This is a genomic window from Microbispora sp. H10949 (assembly GCF_014161435.1).
Classification (GTDB): domain Bacteria; phylum Actinomycetota; class Actinomycetes; order Streptosporangiales; family Streptosporangiaceae; genus Microbispora; species Microbispora triticiradicis.
The window spans coordinates 363,359-382,500 of the sequence record NZ_JABBWZ010000004.1; the positions used below are offsets into that span (position 1 = coordinate 363,359).

The 19,142-nt window shown below is 72.4% G+C and carries 17 protein-coding genes; 9 read left to right on the plus strand and 8 right to left on the minus strand.

The features are described from left to right. The first annotated feature begins 17 nt into the window (after window positions 1–17). Window positions 18–284, plus strand: coding sequence for a zf-TFIIB domain-containing protein (locus tag HHX40_RS11980; RefSeq protein ID WP_117410188.1), 267 nt, complete (start codon window positions 18–20; stop codon window positions 282–284). 73 nt (window positions 285–357) lie between these two features. On the opposite strand, the gene HHX40_RS11985 is transcribed toward HHX40_RS11980, so the two are convergent. Continuing rightward, window positions 358–1,323, minus strand: a complete 966-nt coding sequence (locus HHX40_RS11985; RefSeq protein ID WP_182880622.1) for a hypothetical protein — start codon at window positions 1,321–1,323, stop codon at window positions 358–360. 252 nt (window positions 1,324–1,575) lie between these two features. On the opposite strand from HHX40_RS11985, the gene efeU reads away from it, so the two are divergent. From efeU to HHX40_RS12020, 7 genes are all read left to right on the plus strand, one after another. Further along, window positions 1,576–2,436: an iron uptake transporter permease EfeU gene (gene efeU, locus HHX40_RS11990; protein ID WP_182880623.1), complete on the plus strand. Its 861-nt coding sequence runs from the start codon at window positions 1,576–1,578 to the stop codon at window positions 2,434–2,436. 14 nt (window positions 2,437–2,450) lie between these two features. Further along, on the plus strand, window positions 2,451–3,593 hold the full coding sequence (efeO, locus tag HHX40_RS11995) for an iron uptake system protein EfeO (RefSeq protein ID WP_182880624.1): 1,143 nt from the start codon (window positions 2,451–2,453) through the stop codon (window positions 3,591–3,593). Window positions 3,594–3,663: 70 nt separating this feature from the next. Further along, window positions 3,664–4,914, plus strand: coding sequence for an iron uptake transporter deferrochelatase/peroxidase subunit (gene efeB / locus HHX40_RS12000; RefSeq protein ID WP_310738054.1), 1,251 nt, complete (start codon window positions 3,664–3,666; stop codon window positions 4,912–4,914). A gap of 204 nt (window positions 4,915–5,118) precedes the next feature. Then, complete coding sequence (locus HHX40_RS12005; RefSeq protein ID WP_182880625.1) at window positions 5,119–6,267, plus strand: hypothetical protein; 1,149 nt, start codon at window positions 5,119–5,121, stop codon at window positions 6,265–6,267. A gap of 56 nt (window positions 6,268–6,323) precedes the next feature. Continuing rightward, on the plus strand, window positions 6,324–7,487 hold the full coding sequence (locus HHX40_RS12010; RefSeq protein WP_310738055.1) for a toxic anion resistance protein: 1,164 nt from the start codon (window positions 6,324–6,326) through the stop codon (window positions 7,485–7,487). After that, window positions 7,484–9,049, plus strand: coding sequence for a VWA domain-containing protein (locus HHX40_RS12015; protein ID WP_182880626.1), 1,566 nt, complete (start codon window positions 7,484–7,486; stop codon window positions 9,047–9,049). The genes HHX40_RS12010 and HHX40_RS12015 overlap by 4 nt, the downstream gene beginning before the upstream one ends. Then, the gene (locus HHX40_RS12020) at window positions 9,036–9,656 is read left to right on the plus strand and encodes a hypothetical protein (protein WP_182880627.1); all 621 of its coding nucleotides are present in this window, start codon (window positions 9,036–9,038) and stop codon (window positions 9,654–9,656) included. Before HHX40_RS12015 ends, HHX40_RS12020 begins: the two co-directional genes overlap by 14 nt. Before the next feature lie 17 nt (window positions 9,657–9,673). Here HHX40_RS12020 and HHX40_RS12025 read toward each other — a convergent pair whose 3' ends face one another. The 4 genes from HHX40_RS12025 to HHX40_RS12040 form a co-directional block, all read right to left on the minus strand. After that, a complete protein-coding gene (locus HHX40_RS12025) occupies window positions 9,674–11,626 on the minus strand; it encodes a CehA/McbA family metallohydrolase (RefSeq protein WP_259403487.1) in 1,953 nt (650 codons plus the stop codon). Window positions 11,627–11,854: 228 nt separating this feature from the next. Continuing rightward, the gene (meaB, locus tag HHX40_RS12030; protein ID WP_182880628.1) at window positions 11,855–12,904 is read right to left on the minus strand and encodes a methylmalonyl Co-A mutase-associated GTPase MeaB; all 1,050 of its coding nucleotides are present in this window, start codon (window positions 12,902–12,904) and stop codon (window positions 11,855–11,857) included. Beyond that, window positions 12,901–15,030, minus strand: a complete 2,130-nt coding sequence (scpA, locus tag HHX40_RS12035; RefSeq protein ID WP_182880629.1) for a methylmalonyl-CoA mutase — start codon at window positions 15,028–15,030, stop codon at window positions 12,901–12,903. Before scpA ends, meaB begins: the two co-directional genes overlap by 4 nt. Continuing rightward, a complete protein-coding gene (locus HHX40_RS12040; RefSeq protein ID WP_182880630.1) occupies window positions 15,027–16,817 on the minus strand; it encodes a methylmalonyl-CoA mutase family protein in 1,791 nt (596 codons plus the stop codon). The genes scpA and HHX40_RS12040 overlap by 4 nt, the downstream gene beginning before the upstream one ends. A 204-nt stretch (window positions 16,818–17,021) precedes the next feature. On the opposite strand from HHX40_RS12040, the gene HHX40_RS12045 reads away from it, so the two are divergent. Beyond that, a complete protein-coding gene (locus tag HHX40_RS12045) occupies window positions 17,022–17,768 on the plus strand; it encodes a VOC family protein (RefSeq protein ID WP_182880631.1) in 747 nt (248 codons plus the stop codon). A 117-nt stretch (window positions 17,769–17,885) separates the two neighbouring features. Here the strand turns inward: HHX40_RS12045 and HHX40_RS12050 are convergent, their stop codons facing one another. The 3 genes from HHX40_RS12050 to HHX40_RS12060 all read right to left on the minus strand — a co-directional run bounded on the left by HHX40_RS12050 (window position 17,886) and on the right by HHX40_RS12060 (window position 19,089). Continuing rightward, complete coding sequence (locus tag HHX40_RS12050; protein ID WP_259403488.1) at window positions 17,886–18,176, minus strand: hypothetical protein; 291 nt, start codon at window positions 18,174–18,176, stop codon at window positions 17,886–17,888. Window positions 18,177–18,197: 21 nt separating this feature from the next. Then, a complete protein-coding gene (locus HHX40_RS12055) occupies window positions 18,198–18,395 on the minus strand; it encodes a hypothetical protein (protein ID WP_182880632.1) in 198 nt (65 codons plus the stop codon). A 118-nt stretch (window positions 18,396–18,513) separates the two neighbouring features. Continuing rightward, entirely contained in the window at window positions 18,514–19,089 is a 576-nt protein-coding gene (locus HHX40_RS12060; RefSeq protein WP_182880633.1) for a nucleotidyltransferase domain-containing protein, read from the minus strand. Window positions 19,090–19,142: the final 53 nt, after the last annotated feature.

A 19,142-nucleotide genomic window follows, 5' to 3' on the forward strand; every position in this document is an offset into this window, starting at 1 on the left:
TGAGGGAGAGTTCGTACATGCAGTGCCCCAAGTGCCGTGGCCGGATGCGGACGTTCGACCGCAACGGGGTCCACATCGAGCAGTGTGACAACTGCCGCGGCGTCTTCCTGGACTACGGCGAGCTGGAGACGCTGACGCGCATGGAGGCCCAGTGGGCCCAGCAGACCTACGCTCCCCCGCCGCCGGCGCACGGAGGCCCCGCCTGGGGCGGCCACCACGGTGGTCACCACGGCCACCACGGCCACCGCCGTGACAGCTGGGTCGGCATGCTGTTCTCCAGCTGAGCACCGCCCCCGTCGCGAACGAGGCCGCGGCCCGGTCACCCGGGCCGCGGCCTCGTTCACGTCCTCCGTACGGTCACATCGGGAACGCGTCGGGGTCGACGTCGCTCGTGCTGGCGTTCCCGCCGAACACGGTGTTGAGGGTGAGGGTCCAGTTGTCCCAGCTCACCCGGCCCGCCGAGTAGACGGTGCGGAACCGCAGCGGATCGTCGAACTTGGAGAAGCCGCAGTCCCTGGTGAACGCGCGGGCGCCCCTGTCGTAGTCGGCCCCGGTCGTGAAGTAGACGCGGTAGGTCCCGTCCCGAACGTTCGCGAGCTTCGCGGTCGCCCCCTTGCGCACATAGAAGCTGACGGCCTTCCGCCCTCCGCGTACGAGGGTGACGACGCCGTCGTGCGATCCGCCGTTCTTCACGGTCAGGGCGCCCCGGCCGCCGCGGATCGCCGACAGCAGCACCGTGCCGTTGCCGAGGCGGCGGGTGTGCCGGGCGGGCGGCTTGAGCGCGACCACCGGGTAGTCCCCGGCCTTCGCCAGGTCGTCCGCGGACGCCCGGAAGGTCGTGAAGTCGCCCGACGCCCCCAGCTTGGCCAGCACGGCCGTGCCGTTGCACAGGGCGTGCGACGACACGTCCTGGTCCAGTGCGCCGAGCCTGCCGTTGAGAGCGCGCAGCGCCGCCACGTAGTCGGTGTGCTCGGGGGCGACGTCCTGGGGAGGCCGCAGGGCCCCGAGCCGCGCAACCGCGGACTCCAGGGCGCTCTCCGCCCGCCCGATGCGCTGGTGGAGGGACTTGAAGGTCCGCGCCTTGGCGATGGCGGCGAGGGTCGTGCCCGCGGGGCGGGCGGCGGCGAGCGCGCTCCGGTAGGCCTCCGGGGTCATCGCCGCCGGTTCCGTGGAGGAGGCGGCGGCCGACGGCCCCGCCGTCCCGCCGGAGGCGTTCCCGCCCGTTCCGCCGGGCTGCGCCGTGCAGGCGGCGAGCGCGCAGGTCGCGGCCAGCACGGCGACGAGGCCGGGAACGGGGCGTGTGAGGGTCCGGGGGAAGATCACCCGAGACACTGTCGGCCTGTCGGCGGACCCTGTCAACACGATTCAGGGCATAGGTCGCCAACCGAGACCTCCGACGCCCATCCGGCGGGGTGAGAGAGCTGACGGACGACGGTGCGGCACGGCCGCGCCCGCCCACCCCAGCGGTCCCTTGAGGTGACAAAGGCCCTACCCGGTTACTCGCGTCCGGGCTCTTGTCGCTAAGGTGAACCTGACCTAACTTAGGTAAGGCTTACCGACTATCCGGAGGGCGATGTGTTCGCGAGCTACCTCATCGGCCTTCGCGAGGGCTTGGAGGCGACCCTGGTCGTCTCCATCCTGGTGGCCTTCCTCGTGAAGAGCGGCAAGGGCGACCGCCTGCCGCTGGTCTGGGCCGGTGTCGGAGCCGCCGTGGCGCTCTCCGTGGCGTTCGGGGCGTTGCTGACCTTCACCGCGGCCAACCTCGGCTCGCGGCAGCACGAGATGTTCGACGCCTTCGCCTCGCTGGCCGCGACCGTCTTCGTCACCTTTATGATCTTCTGGATGCGCACGGCGGCCCGCCGGATGTCGGGCGACCTGCGCGAGAAGCTCGGCGACGCCCTGCGGCTCGGTTCCGCGGCCGTGGTCGTGGTGGCCTTCCTGTCGGTCGCCCGCGAGGGGCTGGAGACCGCCCTGCTGTGGTTCGCCGCCGTCCAGGGCGCGACCACCAGCGCGAGCCCGCTCACCGGCATCACGCTCGGCCTGCTGACCTCCGTCGCGCTGGGCTACGGGCTGTACCGCAGCGCGGTGCGGATCAACCTCACCAAGTTCTTCACCTGGACCGGCCTGCTGCTGATCCTGGTCGCCGCCGGGATCTTCAAGTACGGCGTGCACGACCTGCAGGAGGCGGGCCTGCTGCCCGGTCTGAGCACGTACGCCTTCGACATCAGCGGCCTGCTCGACCCCGGCGCCTGGTACTCGACGCTGCTGAGCGGCATGTTCAACATCACCGCGCAGCCGAGCGTGCTGGAGACCGTCGCCTGGGTCGCCTACGCCGTGCCCGTCCTCGTCCTGTTCCTGCGGCGGCCCTCGGTCAAGGCGCCCGCCGGCACCGCCCCCCAGTCTCAGCAGCCCCAGTCTCCCCAGCCCGCTTCGTGACCGGAGTCCACCCGATGCGCACCCCCACTGTCCTGGCCGTCGCGACCATGGCCCTGGCAGGCCTCACCGCCTGCTCGTCCACCGGCTCCGGCGCCGGTGCCGGCACCGAGGCGACCGCGGCCGGCTCCGGCGCGATCGCCGTGGCCGCCACCGACACCGAGTGCAAGGTGGCGAAGTCCGACCTCGCGGCCGGCACCTCGACCTTCGTCATCACCAACAGCGGCACGAAGGTCACCGAGTTCTACGTGTACGCGCCGGGCGACCGGGTGATGGGCGAGGTGGAGAACATCGTGCCCGGACTGACCCGCGAGGTCGTGATGGAGCTCCCCGCCGGCATGTACGAGACCGCGTGCAAGCCCGGGATGACCGGCAAGGGCATCCGCGGCCCGCTCAAGGTCAGCGGCGAGCACAAGCCGCTGAGCGGCGACGCCGGGCTCGCCGAGGCCGTGGCCAGCTACAAGCGCTACATCAAGAGCCAGTCCGACACGCTGCTCGACAAGACCAAGGAGTTCACCGAGGCGGTCAAGGCCGGCGACCTGGCCGGGGCCAAGGAGCTCTACCCGGTCGCCCGCACCTACTGGGAGCGGATCGAGCCCGTCGCCGAGGTCTTCGGCGACCTCGACCCGGCCATCGACGCGCGGGAGAACGACGTGCCGGACGGCGAGGAGTGGACCGGTTTCCACCGCATCGAGAAGGACCTGTGGGTCAAGAAGGACGTCGGCGGAGACGGCCCGATCGCCGACAAGCTGATGACCGACGTGAACACGATCGTGACGAAGGCCGCGGCGGTCGACCTCTCCCCCGTGCAGCTCGCCAACGGCGCCAAGGGGCTGCTGGACGAGGTGGCCACCGGCAAGATCACCGGCGAGGAGGACCGCTACTCGCACACCGACCTGTGGGACTTCGACGCCAACCTGCAGGGCTCGAAGGCGGCCGTACAGGCGCTGCGCCCGGTCCTGGAGGAGCGCGACGCCGATCTGGTCAAGACGCTCGACGCGAAGTTCGCCGACGCGGAGGCGGCGCTCGGCCGGCACCGTGACGGCGACGGGTGGAAGCTGCACACCGAGCTGTCCAAGGACGACCTGCGGGCGCTGTCCGACGCGATCAACGCGCTGGCCGAGCCGATCAGCAGGGTCGCGGCGGTGGTGGTCAAGTGAGCCCGGAAGGCGCTCCGGCAGGCGGTCCGGAAGGTTCGGCGAGGCGGGAACACACTGTGAGGGAGGCACCGTGAGCGAGGGCTTGAGCCGCAGGCGGCTGTTCGGCCTCGGCGCGGCGGGGGTGGCCGCCGTCGGGGCGGGTGCGCTCGCCACCCGCTCCCTCGCGGAGCAACCGGTCGCGTACGCATCCGCCGCCTCCGACGCCGTCCCCTTCTACGGCGCCCACCAGGCCGGCATCACCACACCGGCCCAGGACCGGCTCCACTTCGTCGCCTTTGACGTGATCACGAAGGACCGGGGCGAGCTGGTGGAGCTGCTCCAGGAGTGGACGGCGGCCGCGGCCCGGATGACCCAGGGCAGGGACGCCGGCACCTTCGGCGCCGTGGGCGGCGCGCCGGAGGCGCCGCCGGACGACACCGGCGAGGCCCTCGGCCTGCCCGCGTCCGGCCTGACGCTGACCGTCGGCTTCGGCCCCTCGCTGTTCGACGACCGGTTCGGTCTCGCCGGCCGCAGGCCCGCGGCGCTGGCCGACCTGCCCGCCTTCCCGGGCGAGGACCTCCAGCCCGAGATCTCGGGCGGGGACATCTGCGTGCAGGCGTGCGCGCACGACCCCCAGGTGGCGGTGCACGCGATCCGCAACCTCGCCCGCATCGGCTTCGGCAAGGTCTCCGTGCGCTACTCGCAGCTCGGCTTCGGCCGCACCTCGTCCACCTCCCGGGCTCAGGCGACGCCGCGCAACCTGATGGGCTTCAAGGACGGCACCAACAACCTCAAGCTGGAGGACACCTCCATGCTGCGCGACCACCTGTGGGCCGCGCCCGGCGACGGACCGGCCTGGATGGACGGCGGCGCCTACCTCGTCACCCGCAAGATCAGGATGCACATCGAGACCTGGGACCGCGCCCCGCTGGCCGAGCAGGAGGCCATCTTCGGCCGGGACAAGGGCAAGGGCGCGCCGCTCACCGGCAAGGACGAGTTCGACGCGCCGGACTTCGCCGCGAAGGGCCCAGACGGGCAGCCGGCGATCGCCGGCGACGCGCACGTACGGCTCGCGCACCCCGACGCGCACGGCGGCGCGCGGCTGCTGCGGCGCGGCTACAACTTCGTGGACGGCTCCGACGGCCTCGGACGGCTCGACGCCGGCCTCTTCTTCATCGCCTACCAGCGCGACCCGCGCAAGCAGTTCGTGCCGATCCAGCGCATGCTGTCGCAGAAGGACTCGCTGAACGAGTACATCAAGCACGTTTCCAGCGGCCTGTTCGCCTGTCCGCCCGGGGTGGTCGACGGCGGCGACTACTGGGGCCGCACGCTGTTCACCTGAGCACTTGTCCTTGAAATAGCGCTTTGTCCATTTTCGAGGCAACTGAATTCCGGCTGGAGAGACCCCGATCGTCGCTTCGATGAATTCACCGTGAACATGCGCGGAATTCCTCGGGATCCATCTTTCCTTCCGCCCGCGAATTTCCCTTTTCTCCCATAATTCGGGTACGGGGAATTCAGAGCCACGGGGCGAAGGAAACCGGGAATGAAGCGTTGGATCGGGGTCGGGCTGGCGCTGCTGCTGGGCGTGGCCGTCGTCCTCGCCCTCGTGCTCGGCGACGACCGGGGCGACGGTGACGGGCAGGGCGACGGGCAGGGCGACGGGCGCGGCGACGGACAGGGAGCGCTCACGACGGTCCGCGGCGTCATCGGTTCGGAGAAGAAACCCTTCTTCGACGACGCCGCGGTCAGGGCGGCGTTCGCCAGGCACGGGCTGCGGGTCGAGGTCGACACCGCGGGTTCCCGCGAGATCGCGTCCACCGTGGACCTGCGCCCGTACGACTTCGCCTTCCCCTCCAGCGTCCCGGCGGCGGAGAAGATCCGGCAGACGCGCAAGATCTCCCGGACGTACTCGCCGTTCTACTCGCCGATGGCCGTCGCGACCTTCCAGCCGATCGTGGACGTGCTGGCGAAGGCGGGGGTGGTGCGCGACTCGGGCTCGGGCTACCAGGTCCTCGACCTGCGGCGGTTCCTCGACCTCGTCGCCCGGGGCACCCGCTGGGACGCGCTGCCCGGCAACACCGCCTACCGGGCGCGCAAGCGGGTCCTGCTGACCACCACCGACGTCCGCACGTCGAACTCCGCCGCCATGTACCTCGCGGCGACCAGCTACGTGGCCAACGGCGACGACGTCGTCAGTTCCCGGGAGCAGGTCGCGGCCGCGGCCGCGAAGATCGCGCCGCTCTTCCTCGACCAGGGCTACTCCGAGTCGAGCACCGAGGCGCCCTTCGAGGACTATCTCGCGCTCGGGATCGGCAAGACCCCGATGGTGGTGATCTACGAGGCGCAGTACGCCGCGCGGCTGTTCGCGGGCGGCGGGGCCGTCCGCCCCGACATGCGGCTGATCTACCCCGCGCCGACCGTGCTGAGCAAGCACACGCTCGTGCCGCTCACGGCCCGGGCCGCCGAGGTCGGGCGGCTGCTGCAGGAGGACCCGGAGTTCGCCCGCCTCGCCGCGAGGCACGGCTTCCGCACCGCCGATCCCGAGGTGTTCGCGGGCCTGGCGGCCAAGGCGAAGGCGCCGGTCCCCGGAAGCCTGGTCGACGTGGTCGAGCCGCCCGCCTACGACCGTCTGGAGGAGCTCGTCGCGACCATCGAGCGGCGCTATCTGGCCGGTGCGAAGCCGTCGTCCTGACCCCCCTTGTCCAGGAAGACAGTTTCCAGGAAGAGTCCCAGGAAGAGAGGACATCCGTGTCCGAAGATCTCGTGCTGACCCCGCCCGCCCCGGTGGCCGCGGTGCCGGTCGAGAAGGCGGCCACCATGCTGCCGCTCCCCGGCGAGCGCGCCGGCGAGCTCGCCCGGAAGGCGGCCGGCTTCGCCGACGAGCTCGGCACGCTCGACCACAGGTCGCCGGAGTTCACCAGGAAGGTGTACGACATCACCTCGATGGGCGACTCGGAGATCCGCGCCTCGTCCCAGGTGGCCAACCGGATGCTCAGGCGCCCGGTGGCGGCGCTGGCCTCGGCCAAGGGTGAGGGCGCCGACGGTCAGGCGCGGGTCGCCGGGCAGCTCGTGGCGCTGCGCCGGACGATCGTCGACCTCGACCCGAAGCAGGCGACCGCGGGCACCCGGCGGCTGCTGGGCGTCATCCCGTTCGGCGACCGGCTGCGCGACTACTTCGCCAGGTACCGCAGCGCGCAGAAGCATATCGACGACATCATCCGGGCGCTGAAGTCCGGGCAGAACGAGCTGCGCAAGGACAACGCGGCGATCGAGGGCGAGAAGGCGAACCTCTGGGAGTCGATGACGAAGCTCCAGGAGTACGCCGTGCTGGCGGCGGCGCTCGACTCGGCCCTCCAGGAGCGGATCGACCGGATCGAGCTCACCGACCCGGAGAAGGCGAACGCCCTGCGGTCGGACGCGCTCTTCGGGGTGCGCCAGAAGCACCAGGACCTGCTGACCCAGCTCGCCGTGTCGGCCCAGGGCTACCTCGCGCTCGACCTGGTGCGCAAGAACAACCTGGAGCTGATCAAGGGGGTGGAGCGGGCGACCACCACGACGATCGCGGCGCTGCGCACGGCCGTCACCGTGGCCCAGGCCCTGGCTAACCAGAAGCTCGTGCTCGACCAGATCACGGCGCTGAACGCCACCACCTCCGACCTGATCCTCGCCACCAGCGAGATGCTGCGCACCCAGGCCGGGGACATCCAGACCCAGGCCGCCGCCACGACCGTGAGCATGGAGACGCTGAGCAAGGCGTTCGACAACGTCTACTCGACGATGGACATGATCGACGGCTTCCGGGCCAAGGCCGTGGAGAGCATGGCCGTCACCGTCGGCAACCTCACCGTGGAGCTCGACCACGCCCGGGCCTACCTGGAGCGGTCCCGCCGCGCTGACGAGGCCGCGTCATGAGGCGAGCGGTCACCGCCGCCCTGGCCCTGCTGCTGGCCGCCACGGGCGCCTGCTCGGGCGGCGGAGCCGAGTCCCCGCCGGACGACCCCGCCGTACTGCGCGTCCTGGCGGGCAGCGAGATCAAGGACCTGGAGCCGCTGCTCGCCAAGGCGGCCGGAGCGGCGGGCGTGAAGGTGTCGCTCTCCTACACCGGCACCCTGGACGGCGCCGAGCAGGTGGCGAGCGGCGCCGCGGACGGCCGCTACGACGCCGTCTGGTTCTCCTCCAACCGCTATCTGTCCCTGATCGACGGGGCGACCGCGCGCCTGTCCACCCAGACCAAGATCATGGTGTCCCCGGTCGTCCTCGGCCTCACCCGCGCCAAGGCCCGCGAGCTGCACTGGGACACCGGCGAGGTCACCTGGACCGACATCGCCGAAGCCGCCGCCGGACACCGCTTCACCTTCGGCATGACCAACCCCGCGTCGTCCAACTCCGGTTTCTCCGCCCTGGTCGGGGTGGCGGCGGCGCTGTCGGACGCGGGCGAGGCGCTCGACCAGGCCCAGATCACGGCCGTCACCCCCAAGCTGACCGGGTTCTTCGCCGCCCAGACCCTCACCGCCGGCTCCTCCGGGTGGCTCGCCGACGCCTTCCGCCGGCGCGCCGACGTGGACGGGCTGATCAACTACGAGTCCGTGCTGCTCGGCCTGCGCTCCGCCGGAGGCGAGCCGCTCACACTGGTCTACCCGGCGGACGGCGTCGTCACCGCGGACTACCCGCTCACGCTGCTCGCGTCCTCGCCGAAGAAGGCGCAGTACGGCAAGCTGGCGGCCTGGCTGCGCACCCCGGCGGCGCAGCGCGAGATCATGACGACCACGGCCCGCCGGCCCATCGTGCCCGAGGTGCCGCCCGACGCCAGGTTCGGCACGGCCCCGCTGCTGGAGCTGCCCTTCCCCAACCGGCGCAGCGCCGCCGACGCGCTGATCAGCGCGTACCTGAACAAGGTGCGCCGCCCGTCGCGCACGCTGTTCGTGCTGGACACCTCCGGGTCGATGGAGGGCGACCGCATCGCGGCGCTCAGGGCGGCGCTCGCCACGCTGACCGGCGCGGACACCTCCGTGTCGGGGCGGTTCTCCCGGTTCCGCGACCGGGAGACGGTCACCCTGCTGCCGTTCAACACCGGGACCGGCCCGGGGAGCACGTTCACCGTGCCGGAGGGCGACCCCGCACCGGTCCTGGCCCGGATCCGGGCGTACGGCGACGGCCTGGAGGCCGGGGGCGGCACCGCCATCTACGACGGCCTGCGCGCGGCGTACCAGACACTCGGGAGCGAGCAGGACGGCGGAAGCTTCACCTCGGTGGTCCTGATGACCGACGGCGAGAACACCGACGGCTCCTCCTACGAGGACTTCGCCGCCTTCCACCGGACGCTGAAAACCCACGTCCCGACGTTCGTCGTGCTGTTCGGCGACAGCGACGTCTCCGAGATGCGCCAGGTCTCCGATCTGACCGGCGGCGCGGTGTTCGACGCCCGGCAGGCCTCCCTCGCCTCGGCGTTCAAGGAGATCCGTGGCTACCAGTGACCGCGTCCTCGCCTACCTCGGCTCGCTGCGGAACATCGTCGGCTCCGCGCTCGCGCTCGGCGGTCTCGCGCTGCACTTCCTCGGACTCGCCGGGTCGCTGTGGCCGGTGGTCGTCGCCGGGCTGTACGGCGTGGGCGCCCTGCTCACCCCGCCCGACCGGGTCCGGCTGACGATCTCCAACGCCGAGGTGGAGACGCGCGCGCTGCGGGCCGACCTGGACGCCCTCGTGGCGAAGGTGACGACCGCCCGCTTCCCCGAGGACGTGGTGGCGAAGGTCGGCGACCTCGCCGGGATCCTGCGTGAGGTGCTGGCCAGGGCGGAGGCGCTCACCTCCGCCCCCGACCACCTGCACGTCGTCTCGCAGGCCGTCCGCGACTACCTGCCCACCAGCCTGGAGGCGTACGCGAACCTGCCCAGGTCGTACGCGCTGACCCGGCGGGGGTCGCGTGAGCGCAGCGCGCACGAGGAGCTGATGGCCCAGCTCGGCCTGCTGGAGTCGGGGCTGTCGGCCGTCGCGGAGGCCGTCTACCAGGGGGACGAGCAGGCCCTCAGGGACCAGGGACGGTTCCTGCGGGACCGCTTCGGGGGTTCTTCACTCGACTTGTAGAGCGCGAGGGCCGGCGGTCACAGGCGCGACTCGTACACCGCCCTGGCCTTCTCGACGAGGTCGAGATGATCGCGGAGCTGGGCCCTGGTGTGCAGCCGGGCCCGGTCCCTGATCAGCTCGTCGAGCAGGTCGAGCCAGCGCAGGCACCATCGGACGTCCTCCGGGCGGGCCACGTGCCGTCCCCGCACGTCGAGATGGACCGGGCTCGTGTGGGCGTACGCCCGGCCGCCGGGTGACCGCGGATGGGCGCCGCCGCGGGCGACCGCGACCACGTAGGCCGGCGCGTCCACCGTCAGGGACACGGTGATCTCGGGACCCGGTCCCTCGGCCGTCACACCGTCCGCGGTGCGGATCTCCAGGTGCTCCACCTCCGGCCCGACGACCCGCGCCCGGACCGTGACCGTCTCGCCGCCGTCCAGGTTGAGCGTCTCCCCCGGGCCCAGGCCGTCCACCGTGAGCTCCAGCCAGGGGCCGGTGGTGGCGAACGTGCGGCCCCGCCGTACGGCCTCGGCGAACGACTCGGCGCCGAGCGGGCCGTCCACGCGGGCGTAGACGCGTTCCCAGCCCGGCGGGCTGGAGACCGTGTCCTGGCGGGTGAACGACAGCATGGCGTCGGTCCCGGCGAGCGCGGCGAGGCGGTTGCCCGCGCCGAGCAGCCTCCGGTAGACCTCGGCGGTCCCCGGCGTGGCCGACAGGTCGCTGAAGTGCAGCACCTCCATCCCGTCGACCAGGCCGAGCGCGGCGTCCACCACCAGGGCGCGGCCGGAGCAGTTCCTGGCGCCGCCCGCGACGACGTCCTCGGGCGAGGAGACCGGCCCGTGGAAGGGGTGGGCGTACCCCAGCACGGCGCGCGGCTCCCGCAGGTCGCCGCAGACGGTCCCGTTGGGCGGCCAGTCGGCGTCCGCGCCGAAGCCGGTGTGGCAGACGGCGGGCGGCGCGGCGATCCCGAACACGTGGACGTGGCCGAAGAGGTCGTTGCGGTACTCCACGCCCATCCGGGCCACGTGCCCGGCGTCCGACCACGGCAGGTCGCGACCGGCCCAGTGCCGCAACGCCTCCAGGTCGTAGACCCGGTCGCCCGCGACGTTCCCGGCGACGAGGTTCAGCACGTGCAGGTCCTCGCCGTGCTGCGCCGCCGCCGCCTCGGAAGGGGCCGCGACCAGGTCACCCGCCCAGTTCAGGTGGACGTGCAGGTCCGCGCCGTACCAGCCCCGGGCTGCGGCGTCGTACAGCCGTTGCGGCGTCAGCCCGACCAGCGTCTCCTCCCCCTCCCTCGGGACCACCGTGGTCTCGGCCACGCCGTACTCCATGCCGCGGGTCACCCTGATCGCGACGGGCTCGGCGGGGACGGCGAGCACGAGGTCGTCGCCGTGGAAGAACGGCACGTCGTCGTTGTCCCGCCGCTCCGGCACGCCGTCCGGGTACCACCCCTGGCCGTCCCGGGACGTCACGCTCCAGCGGCAGGGGAAGCCCGCGCGCAGGCGCAGCCGCGCGGCCCGGGCCGGCCGGGTGAGCCCGGACAGGTCCACCGCCTCGCCGTCCACGGTCAGCGTGGTCGCGGTCGTGACGTCGAGGAGCCGGGCGCCGCCCGCGGCGATCGCGTACGGCACGCCGCCGGCCGTCACCTCCACCGGGCCCGGCAGTGCGGAGTCGACCAGCAGGACGACGGGGACGGCCCCCGGGGACAGCAGCGGCCGGGCCGGGCCGTGCTCCAGGCGATGGCCGTCCGGGGTCAGTCGCAGCACCACCAGGCCCCGGGGGACCTCTCCGCCCAGCGCGTCCCGGAAGGCCGCGTCGAGGTCGGGCCCGTAAGCCATCCGCCCGGCCACCGGGGGAAACCGGAGGAACGGCATCATCCGGACGTATCCCAGCGGCGGCTCACCCCAGGTGATTCCGTGCGCGGACAGCAGCGCGCCGTACTCCCGCAGCGCCCGCTCCACCTGTGGCGGCGTCATCGGGTCGTGGGTCATTCGCACCTCCCCGTAGTCGAATGCGGCCACATCGTGGCACGGTTTCGACCGGAGAAAACGTGCAATTGCACGTGCCCGGGCCCACGGGTAGCGATCTGTCTCACCCGGGGGAAAGGTGATGACCCGAGTGCCCCCAGGATTCCACCGGCGTTCCGTACCCGCCCCTCCGGAGGCACACGCGGCGGGTCCCGGCGGCGCCCCGTGCCTCAGGCGGGCGAGGCCCGTGCGTCAGGCGGGCGGAGGCTCCGCGGCGGTGCCCGCGCCGGACGCCGGGCTCTTCCCGGCGTCCGGGCCGGTGGCGCCCCCGGTGGTGCCCGACGCGTCGGGAGCGGCGGGCAGGAAGGCCGCGAGAATGCGGTCGGCGGCGAGGGCCGGGGTGAGGGTGCCGTCGAGGACCTGTCGCTCGATCTCCGGCGCGAGCGGCGCGACCGTCTCCCGCAGCATGGCCATGAGGCGGTCGGTGACCAGCGCCCACGTCCACTCGACCTGCTGGCGGCTGCGCCGGCCGGCGAGGTCGGCGCCCTCCTGGTGACGCACCACGTGCGCCCACAGCTCCTCCAGGCCCGCGCCGGTGAGCCCGCTGCAGGTCAGCACCGGCGTGGCCGAACGCAGCAGCCGGAGCGCCCCCGACAGCTCCCGCGCGGCCCGGCGCGCGGCCGTCTCGTGCTCACCGTCGGCCTTGTTGACCGCGATCACGTCCGCGAGCTCCAGCACGCCCTTCTTGATCCCCTGGAGCTGGTCTCCCGTACGGGCAAGGGTGAGCAGCAGGAACGTGTCGACCATGTCGGCGACCGTGGTCTCCGACTGGCCGACGCCGACGGTCTCGACGAGCACGACGTCGTAGCCGGCCGCCTCCACGACGACGACGGCCTCCCTCGTGGCCTTCGCCACGCCGCCGAGCGTCCCGGCGGTCGGGGACGGCCGGATGAAGGCGTCCGGGTCGGCCGACAGCTTGGCCATCCGGGTCTTGTCACCCAGGATGCTGCCGCCCGAGCGCCGCGACGAGGGGTCGACGGCCAGCACGGCCACCCGATGCCCCTGGCCGGTGAGATAGGTGCCGAGGGCCTCGATGAAGGTCGACTTGCCGACCCCCGGCACCCCCGACACCCCGACCCTGCGGGCCTTCCCGGCGTGCGGGGTGAGCTCGACCAGCAGCCGCTGCGCCAGCTCCCGGTGATCGGCCCTGGTCGACTCCACCAGCGTGATCGCCCGGGCGGTCCACCGCCGGTCGCCCGACAGCACGCCCTCGACGTAGTCCTCGACCACCGGTGCGGTCACTTGTGGCCCAGCCGTGCGGACAGCTCGCCCAGCAGCTCCAGCGCGGCGTCGGCGATCACCGTGCCGGGCAGGAAGATCGACGAGGCGCCCGCGGCCCGGAGCTCCGCCACGTCGCCGGGCGGGATCACCCCGCCGACCACGATCATGATGTCCGCCGCGCCGAGCCCGGCGAGCGCCTCGCGCAGCGCGGGCACCAGCGTCAGGTGCCCGGCCGCGAGCGAGGAGACCCCGACCACGTGGACGTCCGCCTCGACGGCCTGCCGGGCGACCTCCTCGGGCGTCTGGAACAGCGGGCCGACGTCGACGTCGAAGCCGAGGTCGGCGAAGGCGCTCGCGATCACCTTCTGGCCCCGGTCGTGGCCGTCCTGGCCCATCTTCGCGACGAGGATCCGGGGCCTGCGGCCCTCCGCCTTCTCGAACTGCGCGCTCGCCTCGCGGACCTGGTCCGCGGCGCCGCCCACCTCCGCCCGGTACACCCCCGATATCGTACGGATCTGGGCGGCGTGCCGTCCGAAGACCTTCTCCAGCGCGTCGGAGATCTCCCCGACGGTCGCCTTGGCCCTGGCCGCGTTCACCGCCAGCTCCAGCAGGTTCTCCCCGCTCGCCGCGCCCTTGGTCAGCGCCTCCAGCGCCCCGGCGACCGCGTCGGCCGAGCGCTCCTCGCGGAGCCTGCGCAGCTTCTCGATCTGCTGGTCGCGCACCGCCGTGTTGTCGACCTTCAGCACCTCGATCGGCTCGTCGGCCTCGAGGCGGTACTTGTTGACGCCGATCACCGGCTGGCCGCCGGAGTCGATGCGGGCCTGCGTGCGGGCGGCCGCCTCCTCGATGCGCATCTTGGGCAGCCCCTGGTCGATGGCCCTCGCCATGCCGCCGGCCTGCTCGACCTCCTGGATGTGCTTCCAGGCCGCCCGGGCCAGCTCGCGGGTCAGCCACTCCACGTAGTGGGAGCCGCCCCACGGGTCGATCACCCGGCCGGTGCCCGACTCCTGCTGGAGCAGAAGCTGGGTGTTGCGCGCGATCCGCGCCGAGAAGTCGGTCGGCAGCGCGAGCGCCTCGTCCAGCGCGTTCGTGTGCAGCGACTGGGTGTGCCCCTGGGTGGCCGCCATCGCCTCCACGCAGGTCCGTACGACGTTGTTGAACACGTCCTGCGCGGTCAGCGACCAGCCCGACGTCTGGCTGTGCGTGCGCAGCGACAGCGACTTGGGGTTCTCCGGCCCGAAGCCCTTCACCAGGCGGGCCCACAGCAGCCGGGCGGCGCGGAGCTTGGCCACCTCCATGAAGAAGTTCATGCCGATGCACCAGAAGAACGACAGCCGCGGCGCGAACTCGTCGATGCCGAGCCCGGCCCCGACGCCCGCCCGCAGATACTCCAGGCCGTCGGCCAGCGTGTACGCGAGCTCCAGGTCGCAGGTCGCCCCGGCCTCCTGGATGTGGTAGCCGGAGATCGAGATGGAGTTGAACTTCGGCATGTTCCGGGAGGTGTACTCGAAGATGTCGGAGATGATCCGCATCGACGGGCCGGGCGGGTAGATGTAGGTGTTGCGGACCATGAACTCCTTGAGGATGTCGTTCTGGATGGTCCCCGCCAGCTTGTCGGGCGTGACCCCCTGCTCCTCGGCGGCGACGATGTAGAGCGCCAGGATCGGCAGCACCGCCCCGTTCATGGTCATCGACACGCTCATCCGGTCGAGCGGGATCCCCTCGAACAGCTGCCGCATGTCGTAGATCGAGTCGATCGCCACGCCCGCCATGCCGACGTCGCCCGCGACGCGCGGGTGGTCGGAGTCGTAGCCCCGGTGGGTCGCGAGGTCGAAGGCGACCGACAGGCCCTTCTGCCCGGCGGCGAGGTTGCGCCGGTAGAACGCGTTGGACGCCTCCGCGGTGGAGAACCCGGCGTACTGCCGGATGGTCCACGGCTGCGTGACGTACATCGTGGGATACGGGCCGCGCAGGAACGGCGCGAGACCGGGATAGGTCCGCGGGGCGCCGTCCACCCCGAGGTCGGCGGCCGTGTAGAACGGCTTCACCGCGATGCCCTCGGGGGTCTCCCACGCCGGCCCGCCGCCGGGGACCTCCGGCGCGGCGGCGCCCGATCCCAGATCTATCTCCGAGAAATCCGGAATCATCGGCTCACTCCCAGGTCGTCGAACGTCGCGCGGAGCACCCCGAGCGCGTCGCATCCGGCGTACACATTGGCGTCCACCCCTTCATACTCGCCCTTCCCCGCCAGCCACACCTTCCGCGCCCCCGCCTCCCGGAGCGCCGTCGCGACCGCCGCCGCGTGCTCGCCGTACAGGCGGTCGCTGGAGCACAGGCAGGCTACGGGGGCGCCGGACTCGCGGAACGCCGCGGCGATCGCTGCCGGGTCGGCGCCCGGCCCGCCGGCGACCGTCGCGATGCCGCCCGCGGCGAACAGGTTGGCCGCGAACGTCGCCCTCGCGGTGTGCGCGGCGATCGGCCCGATGGTGGCGAGGAACACCGTGGGCCGGCTCGGCTGCGCGTCGGCGAGGTCGCGCAGCGCCTCGAACTCCTCGGCGTGGCGCACCAGCGGCAGCCCGTCGCCGGGCGTACGGGCGAGGCCGGGGCCCGGCCTCCGGGTGACCGGTCTCTCCCCCAGGTCGGGGAACTCGCTGACCCCGGTGATCGGGTCCCGCCGGTGCGCGATGTTCACCGCCCGCGCGGCGCGCGTCTCCGCCAGTCGCTCCGGGACCAGCCGCTCCAGCGCCGCGGCCATCCCACCGGACCGCTCGATCTCCTGGAACCACTCCCAGGCCCGGCGGGCGAGGTCGTCGGTGAGCCGCTCCACGTACCACGAGCCCCCGGCGGGGTCGGCGACCCGGGCGACGCCGGCCTCCTCCACCAGCAGCGCCTGGGTGTTGCGCGCGATGCGCCGGGCGAACGCGTCGGGCAGCCCGAGGCAGGCGTCGAACGGCTGCACGGTCACCGCGTCGGCCCCGCCCGTCCCGGCCGCGAAACAGGCCAGGGTCGTGCGCAGCATGTTCACCCAGGGGTCCCGCACCGTCATCATCGCCGAGGACGTGACGGCGTGCTGAAGCTGGCGCCCCGGCCCTCCGGCGACCTCGGCCACCCGCGCCCACATCCGCCGCGCCGCCCGCAGCTTGGCGATCGTGAGGAACTGGTCGGCGGTCGCGGCGTACCGGAACTCGATCTGGCCCAGCGCCTGCTCCACCGTCAGTCCCGCGCCGGTCAGCGCCCGCAGATAGGCGACGCCGGTCGCGATCGAGCAGCCGAGCTCGTCGGCGTCCGCGCCGCCCGCGTCGTGGTACGGCAGCGCGTCGACGGTGATCGCCCGCAGGCCGGGGTGATCCGCCGCGCAGCGGCGGGCGAGCGATACCGCGTCGTCCAGGACGGCCGGCACGCCGGTGCGGGCCGCCAGCCCGATCGGGTCGGCGCCGAGGTTCCCGCCGGGCAGCGCCACGTCCCCGGCGAGGCGCAGGAACGCCTCCGCCGCCTCCGCCGTACGGGGCCCGGCGTCGAGGACGACCGGGGCGAGGTCGAGCAGGACGCCGTCCAGCACGGCCGGCAGCGCGGCGGGGTCGATCGAGGTCAGGTCGAGCCAGAGGGAGGTGACGCCGTTCTCCAGGTCGGCGTGGATCGCCTCGCGGGTGACGGCCGGGTCGGGGTCGGCGTGCCGCTGCCGCACGTCCCACAGGCCGGGTCCGCGGACCACGCGCGGCGCGTCGGGCAGGTCGCTCGCGTCGTACAGCGCGGCGATCCGGACACCGTCATAGGAGATGGTCGACAGGGCGTCCTCGGCCGCGTCGTCCGTCCCCTCCCAGCCGGTTTTGCGCAGCACCCCGAGCGCGAGCGCGCGCCACCGTTCCCGCGTTGCCTGCGGAAATCCTGCGGTGGGATCGGCGAGGTCGTCGAGTTCAACAGGCGGCACCGTCATGAACCGGATGCTATGGGCATTCTCGCGTCGGCGGGGCAACTGGCCCCGAGTCCGGGGTCCCCGGGTCCCGAATCTGGGGACGGCGAGCGTCGCCCGGACGCCTCACGGAGGCGTGCCCGGCACCGGCGACGCGGGAGAGAGCCGGACTCCGTGTGGCGACGGCGCCCGCGGACGTCGTACGCAGGACGCCTAGGATCGGGCGGCATGGCGCTGCGACCTGTCATGGTGAACATCAAGGCCGTCGATCACTCGGCGGTCGGCCGGTTCTGGGCGGAGGCGCTCGGCTGGACCGCTCACAGCGGAGGGTCCGGTGTGACCACCTACGCCGCGCCCGCCGGTGACCTCGTCTGGCCGCACCCGGTCGCCGTGTGCGTCGACGTCGTCACCGTCCCGGAACCCAAGGCGACGGCGAAGAACCGGGTGCACCTCGATCTCGCCACCACCTCGGCGGCCCATCAGGCGGACCTGGTCGCGCGCCTGAAGGATCTCGGCGCGACGCCGGCGGATGTCGGCCAGGGCGAAGTGCCGTGGACGGTTCTGGCCGACCCGGAGGGCAACGAGTTCTGCGTGCTGGAGCCCCGGGAGAGGTACCGGGACACCGGCCCGATCGCCGCGGTGGTGGTCGACTGCGCGGACCCGCGGGCCATGGCCCGGTTCTGGGGCGCGGCTCTGGACTGGACCCTGCACGAGGTGACCGGCGACCAGGCGACGCTGCGCTCCGCCAAGGGTGTCGGCCCATATCTGGAGTTCCTCCGCACGCCCGGCGTGAAGACCGTGCCGGACCGCGTCCATCTCGACCTGCTGCCGTACCCCGGTGACGACAAAGCGGCGGAGGTGGCCCGGCTGCGGGCCCTCGGCGCCACCGACCTCGACCTCGGCCAGGGCGACGTCCCGTGGACGTGCCTGGCCGACCCGGAGGGCCACGAGTTCTGCGTCCTCGCCCTCTCCTGACGCGGAGCCTGGACGACACTCTCATGTGCAGGCGGGAGGTGCCGCACGCGCCCCGCCCGGACCGCGGACAACGGCTACCGCGGGTACGGGCTGGTGAATCGGCTCATTGGCGAAGCGCTACTCGGTGAACAGCTCGTGGGCCGAGGTGACGGTGACGGCCCGGCGTACCCAGGTCCGCAGCTGGTCCAGGTCCTGGCAGCGGCGGATCCGCTCGCGTACGTCGTCGGGAATCTCCAGGCCCCGGGTCTCCAGCACGCTGAGGATCGCGTCGCCCTCGCCCTCTGCGCGTCCTTCCATGCGTCCTTTGGCCTCTCCCTTGTCCAGCCAGTGGGAGAAGTACTTCTCGCCGAGGTGCTCGAAGTCCTGAATGGTGGTCACCATCTCCTCCAGACGCTTGGCCGTCACCATGGGTAGTGAGTTCGTCGCCGCTCAGGCCTCGTCGCGGTCCACGACGACCGAGTCGGCGCGGCGTTCGACCGGCACCGGCTGGGTGCTGTCCACCGATTCCACCCGGGCGGCCGCGAAGGGCGGGATCGGGACCCCGGTCGCGACATGGAGGAGCTCCAGCGCGGTTTCCGGCCGGTTGTGAATGAGAGCGATGGGCATCTCGTGGTCGAGTCCAGGCATGGCCGGGATATTACTATGAGTTGCTCATTGATTACTTTGAGTTCTGGCGAACCTGTGTGGGGGCTTCCTGAGCGTGCGTCTCTCGGAGTGATCAAGGTGGCGGGAAGCGCTCCCGGCGTCAGGAATGGGGGGTCCGGCTTCTGGGCCTGACCTCCGGTTGCCTGTGCCTTCTTTCGTACATGGCGGCCTGCAGCCGGGCGACGTCTTCGAGGTCCTTGGGGCGGCGGGGCATCCCGGGAACCCAGACCGGCATCATCCGCTTGATCTCGATCTGCGCGGCGGGACTGATGATCGGGCATCGCAACCGGCCCAGCCGGCCGGGCTCCGCGTCGAGCATTCCCTCCGGCCAGGGCTCCCCCTTCCACGGGCCGCCTGCGACCACCACCCGGCCGTCTCCGTCCGTCGCCAGAAGTGCGAAGCTCAGTTCCACGTCCCCACGGCCGAAGTCCAGTTGCTGCTCGGGCGGCGGGCCGGGTATCGGTTCGTAACCGCGCCCCGTCAGCTTCGCGGCCAGGCCGGGCGCGTCCTCCGCCCAGACGAACCAGTCGACGTCCCTGTGGTCGCGGGTGATCTCACCGAGGTAGAAGTCCATCGCCCAGCCACCGCGCAGCCAGACCTGGACACCGATCTCCCCCGCCAGGCCGATCACCTCGTCGATCGCGTGCAGGTGCCGAGCCGCGCGTTCTTCATCCACGTATGGGACGCTACGCCACGATCTTTACGCTTGGGCACCCCCCGGGCGTGCGG

Coding starts and splice junctions, on each gene's coding strand:
- HHX40_RS11980 (WP_117410188.1), top strand. CDS start 18: ATGCAGTGCCCCAAGTGCCGTGGCCGGATGCGGACGTTCGACCGCAAC.
- efeO (WP_182880624.1), top strand. CDS start 2,451: ATGCGCACCCCCACTGTCCTGGCCGTCGCGACCATGGCCCTGGCAGGC.
- HHX40_RS12005 (WP_182880625.1), top strand. CDS start 5,119: ATGAAGCGTTGGATCGGGGTCGGGCTGGCGCTGCTGCTGGGCGTGGCC.
- HHX40_RS12015 (WP_182880626.1), top strand. CDS start 7,484: ATGAGGCGAGCGGTCACCGCCGCCCTGGCCCTGCTGCTGGCCGCCACG.
- HHX40_RS12025 (WP_259403487.1), bottom strand. CDS start 11,626: ATGACCCACGACCCGATGACGCCGCCACAGGTGGAGCGGGCGCTGCGG.
- scpA (WP_182880629.1), bottom strand. CDS start 15,030: ATGATTCCGGATTTCTCGGAGATAGATCTGGGATCGGGCGCCGCCGCG.
- HHX40_RS12040 (WP_182880630.1), bottom strand. CDS start 16,817: ATGACGGTGCCGCCTGTTGAACTCGACGACCTCGCCGATCCCACCGCA.
- HHX40_RS12045 (WP_182880631.1), top strand. CDS start 17,022: ATGGCGCTGCGACCTGTCATGGTGAACATCAAGGCCGTCGATCACTCG.
- HHX40_RS12050 (WP_259403488.1), bottom strand. CDS start 18,176: ATGGTGACGGCCAAGCGTCTGGAGGAGATGGTGACCACCATTCAGGAC.
- HHX40_RS12055 (WP_182880632.1), bottom strand. CDS start 18,395: ATGCCTGGACTCGACCACGAGATGCCCATCGCTCTCATTCACAACCGG.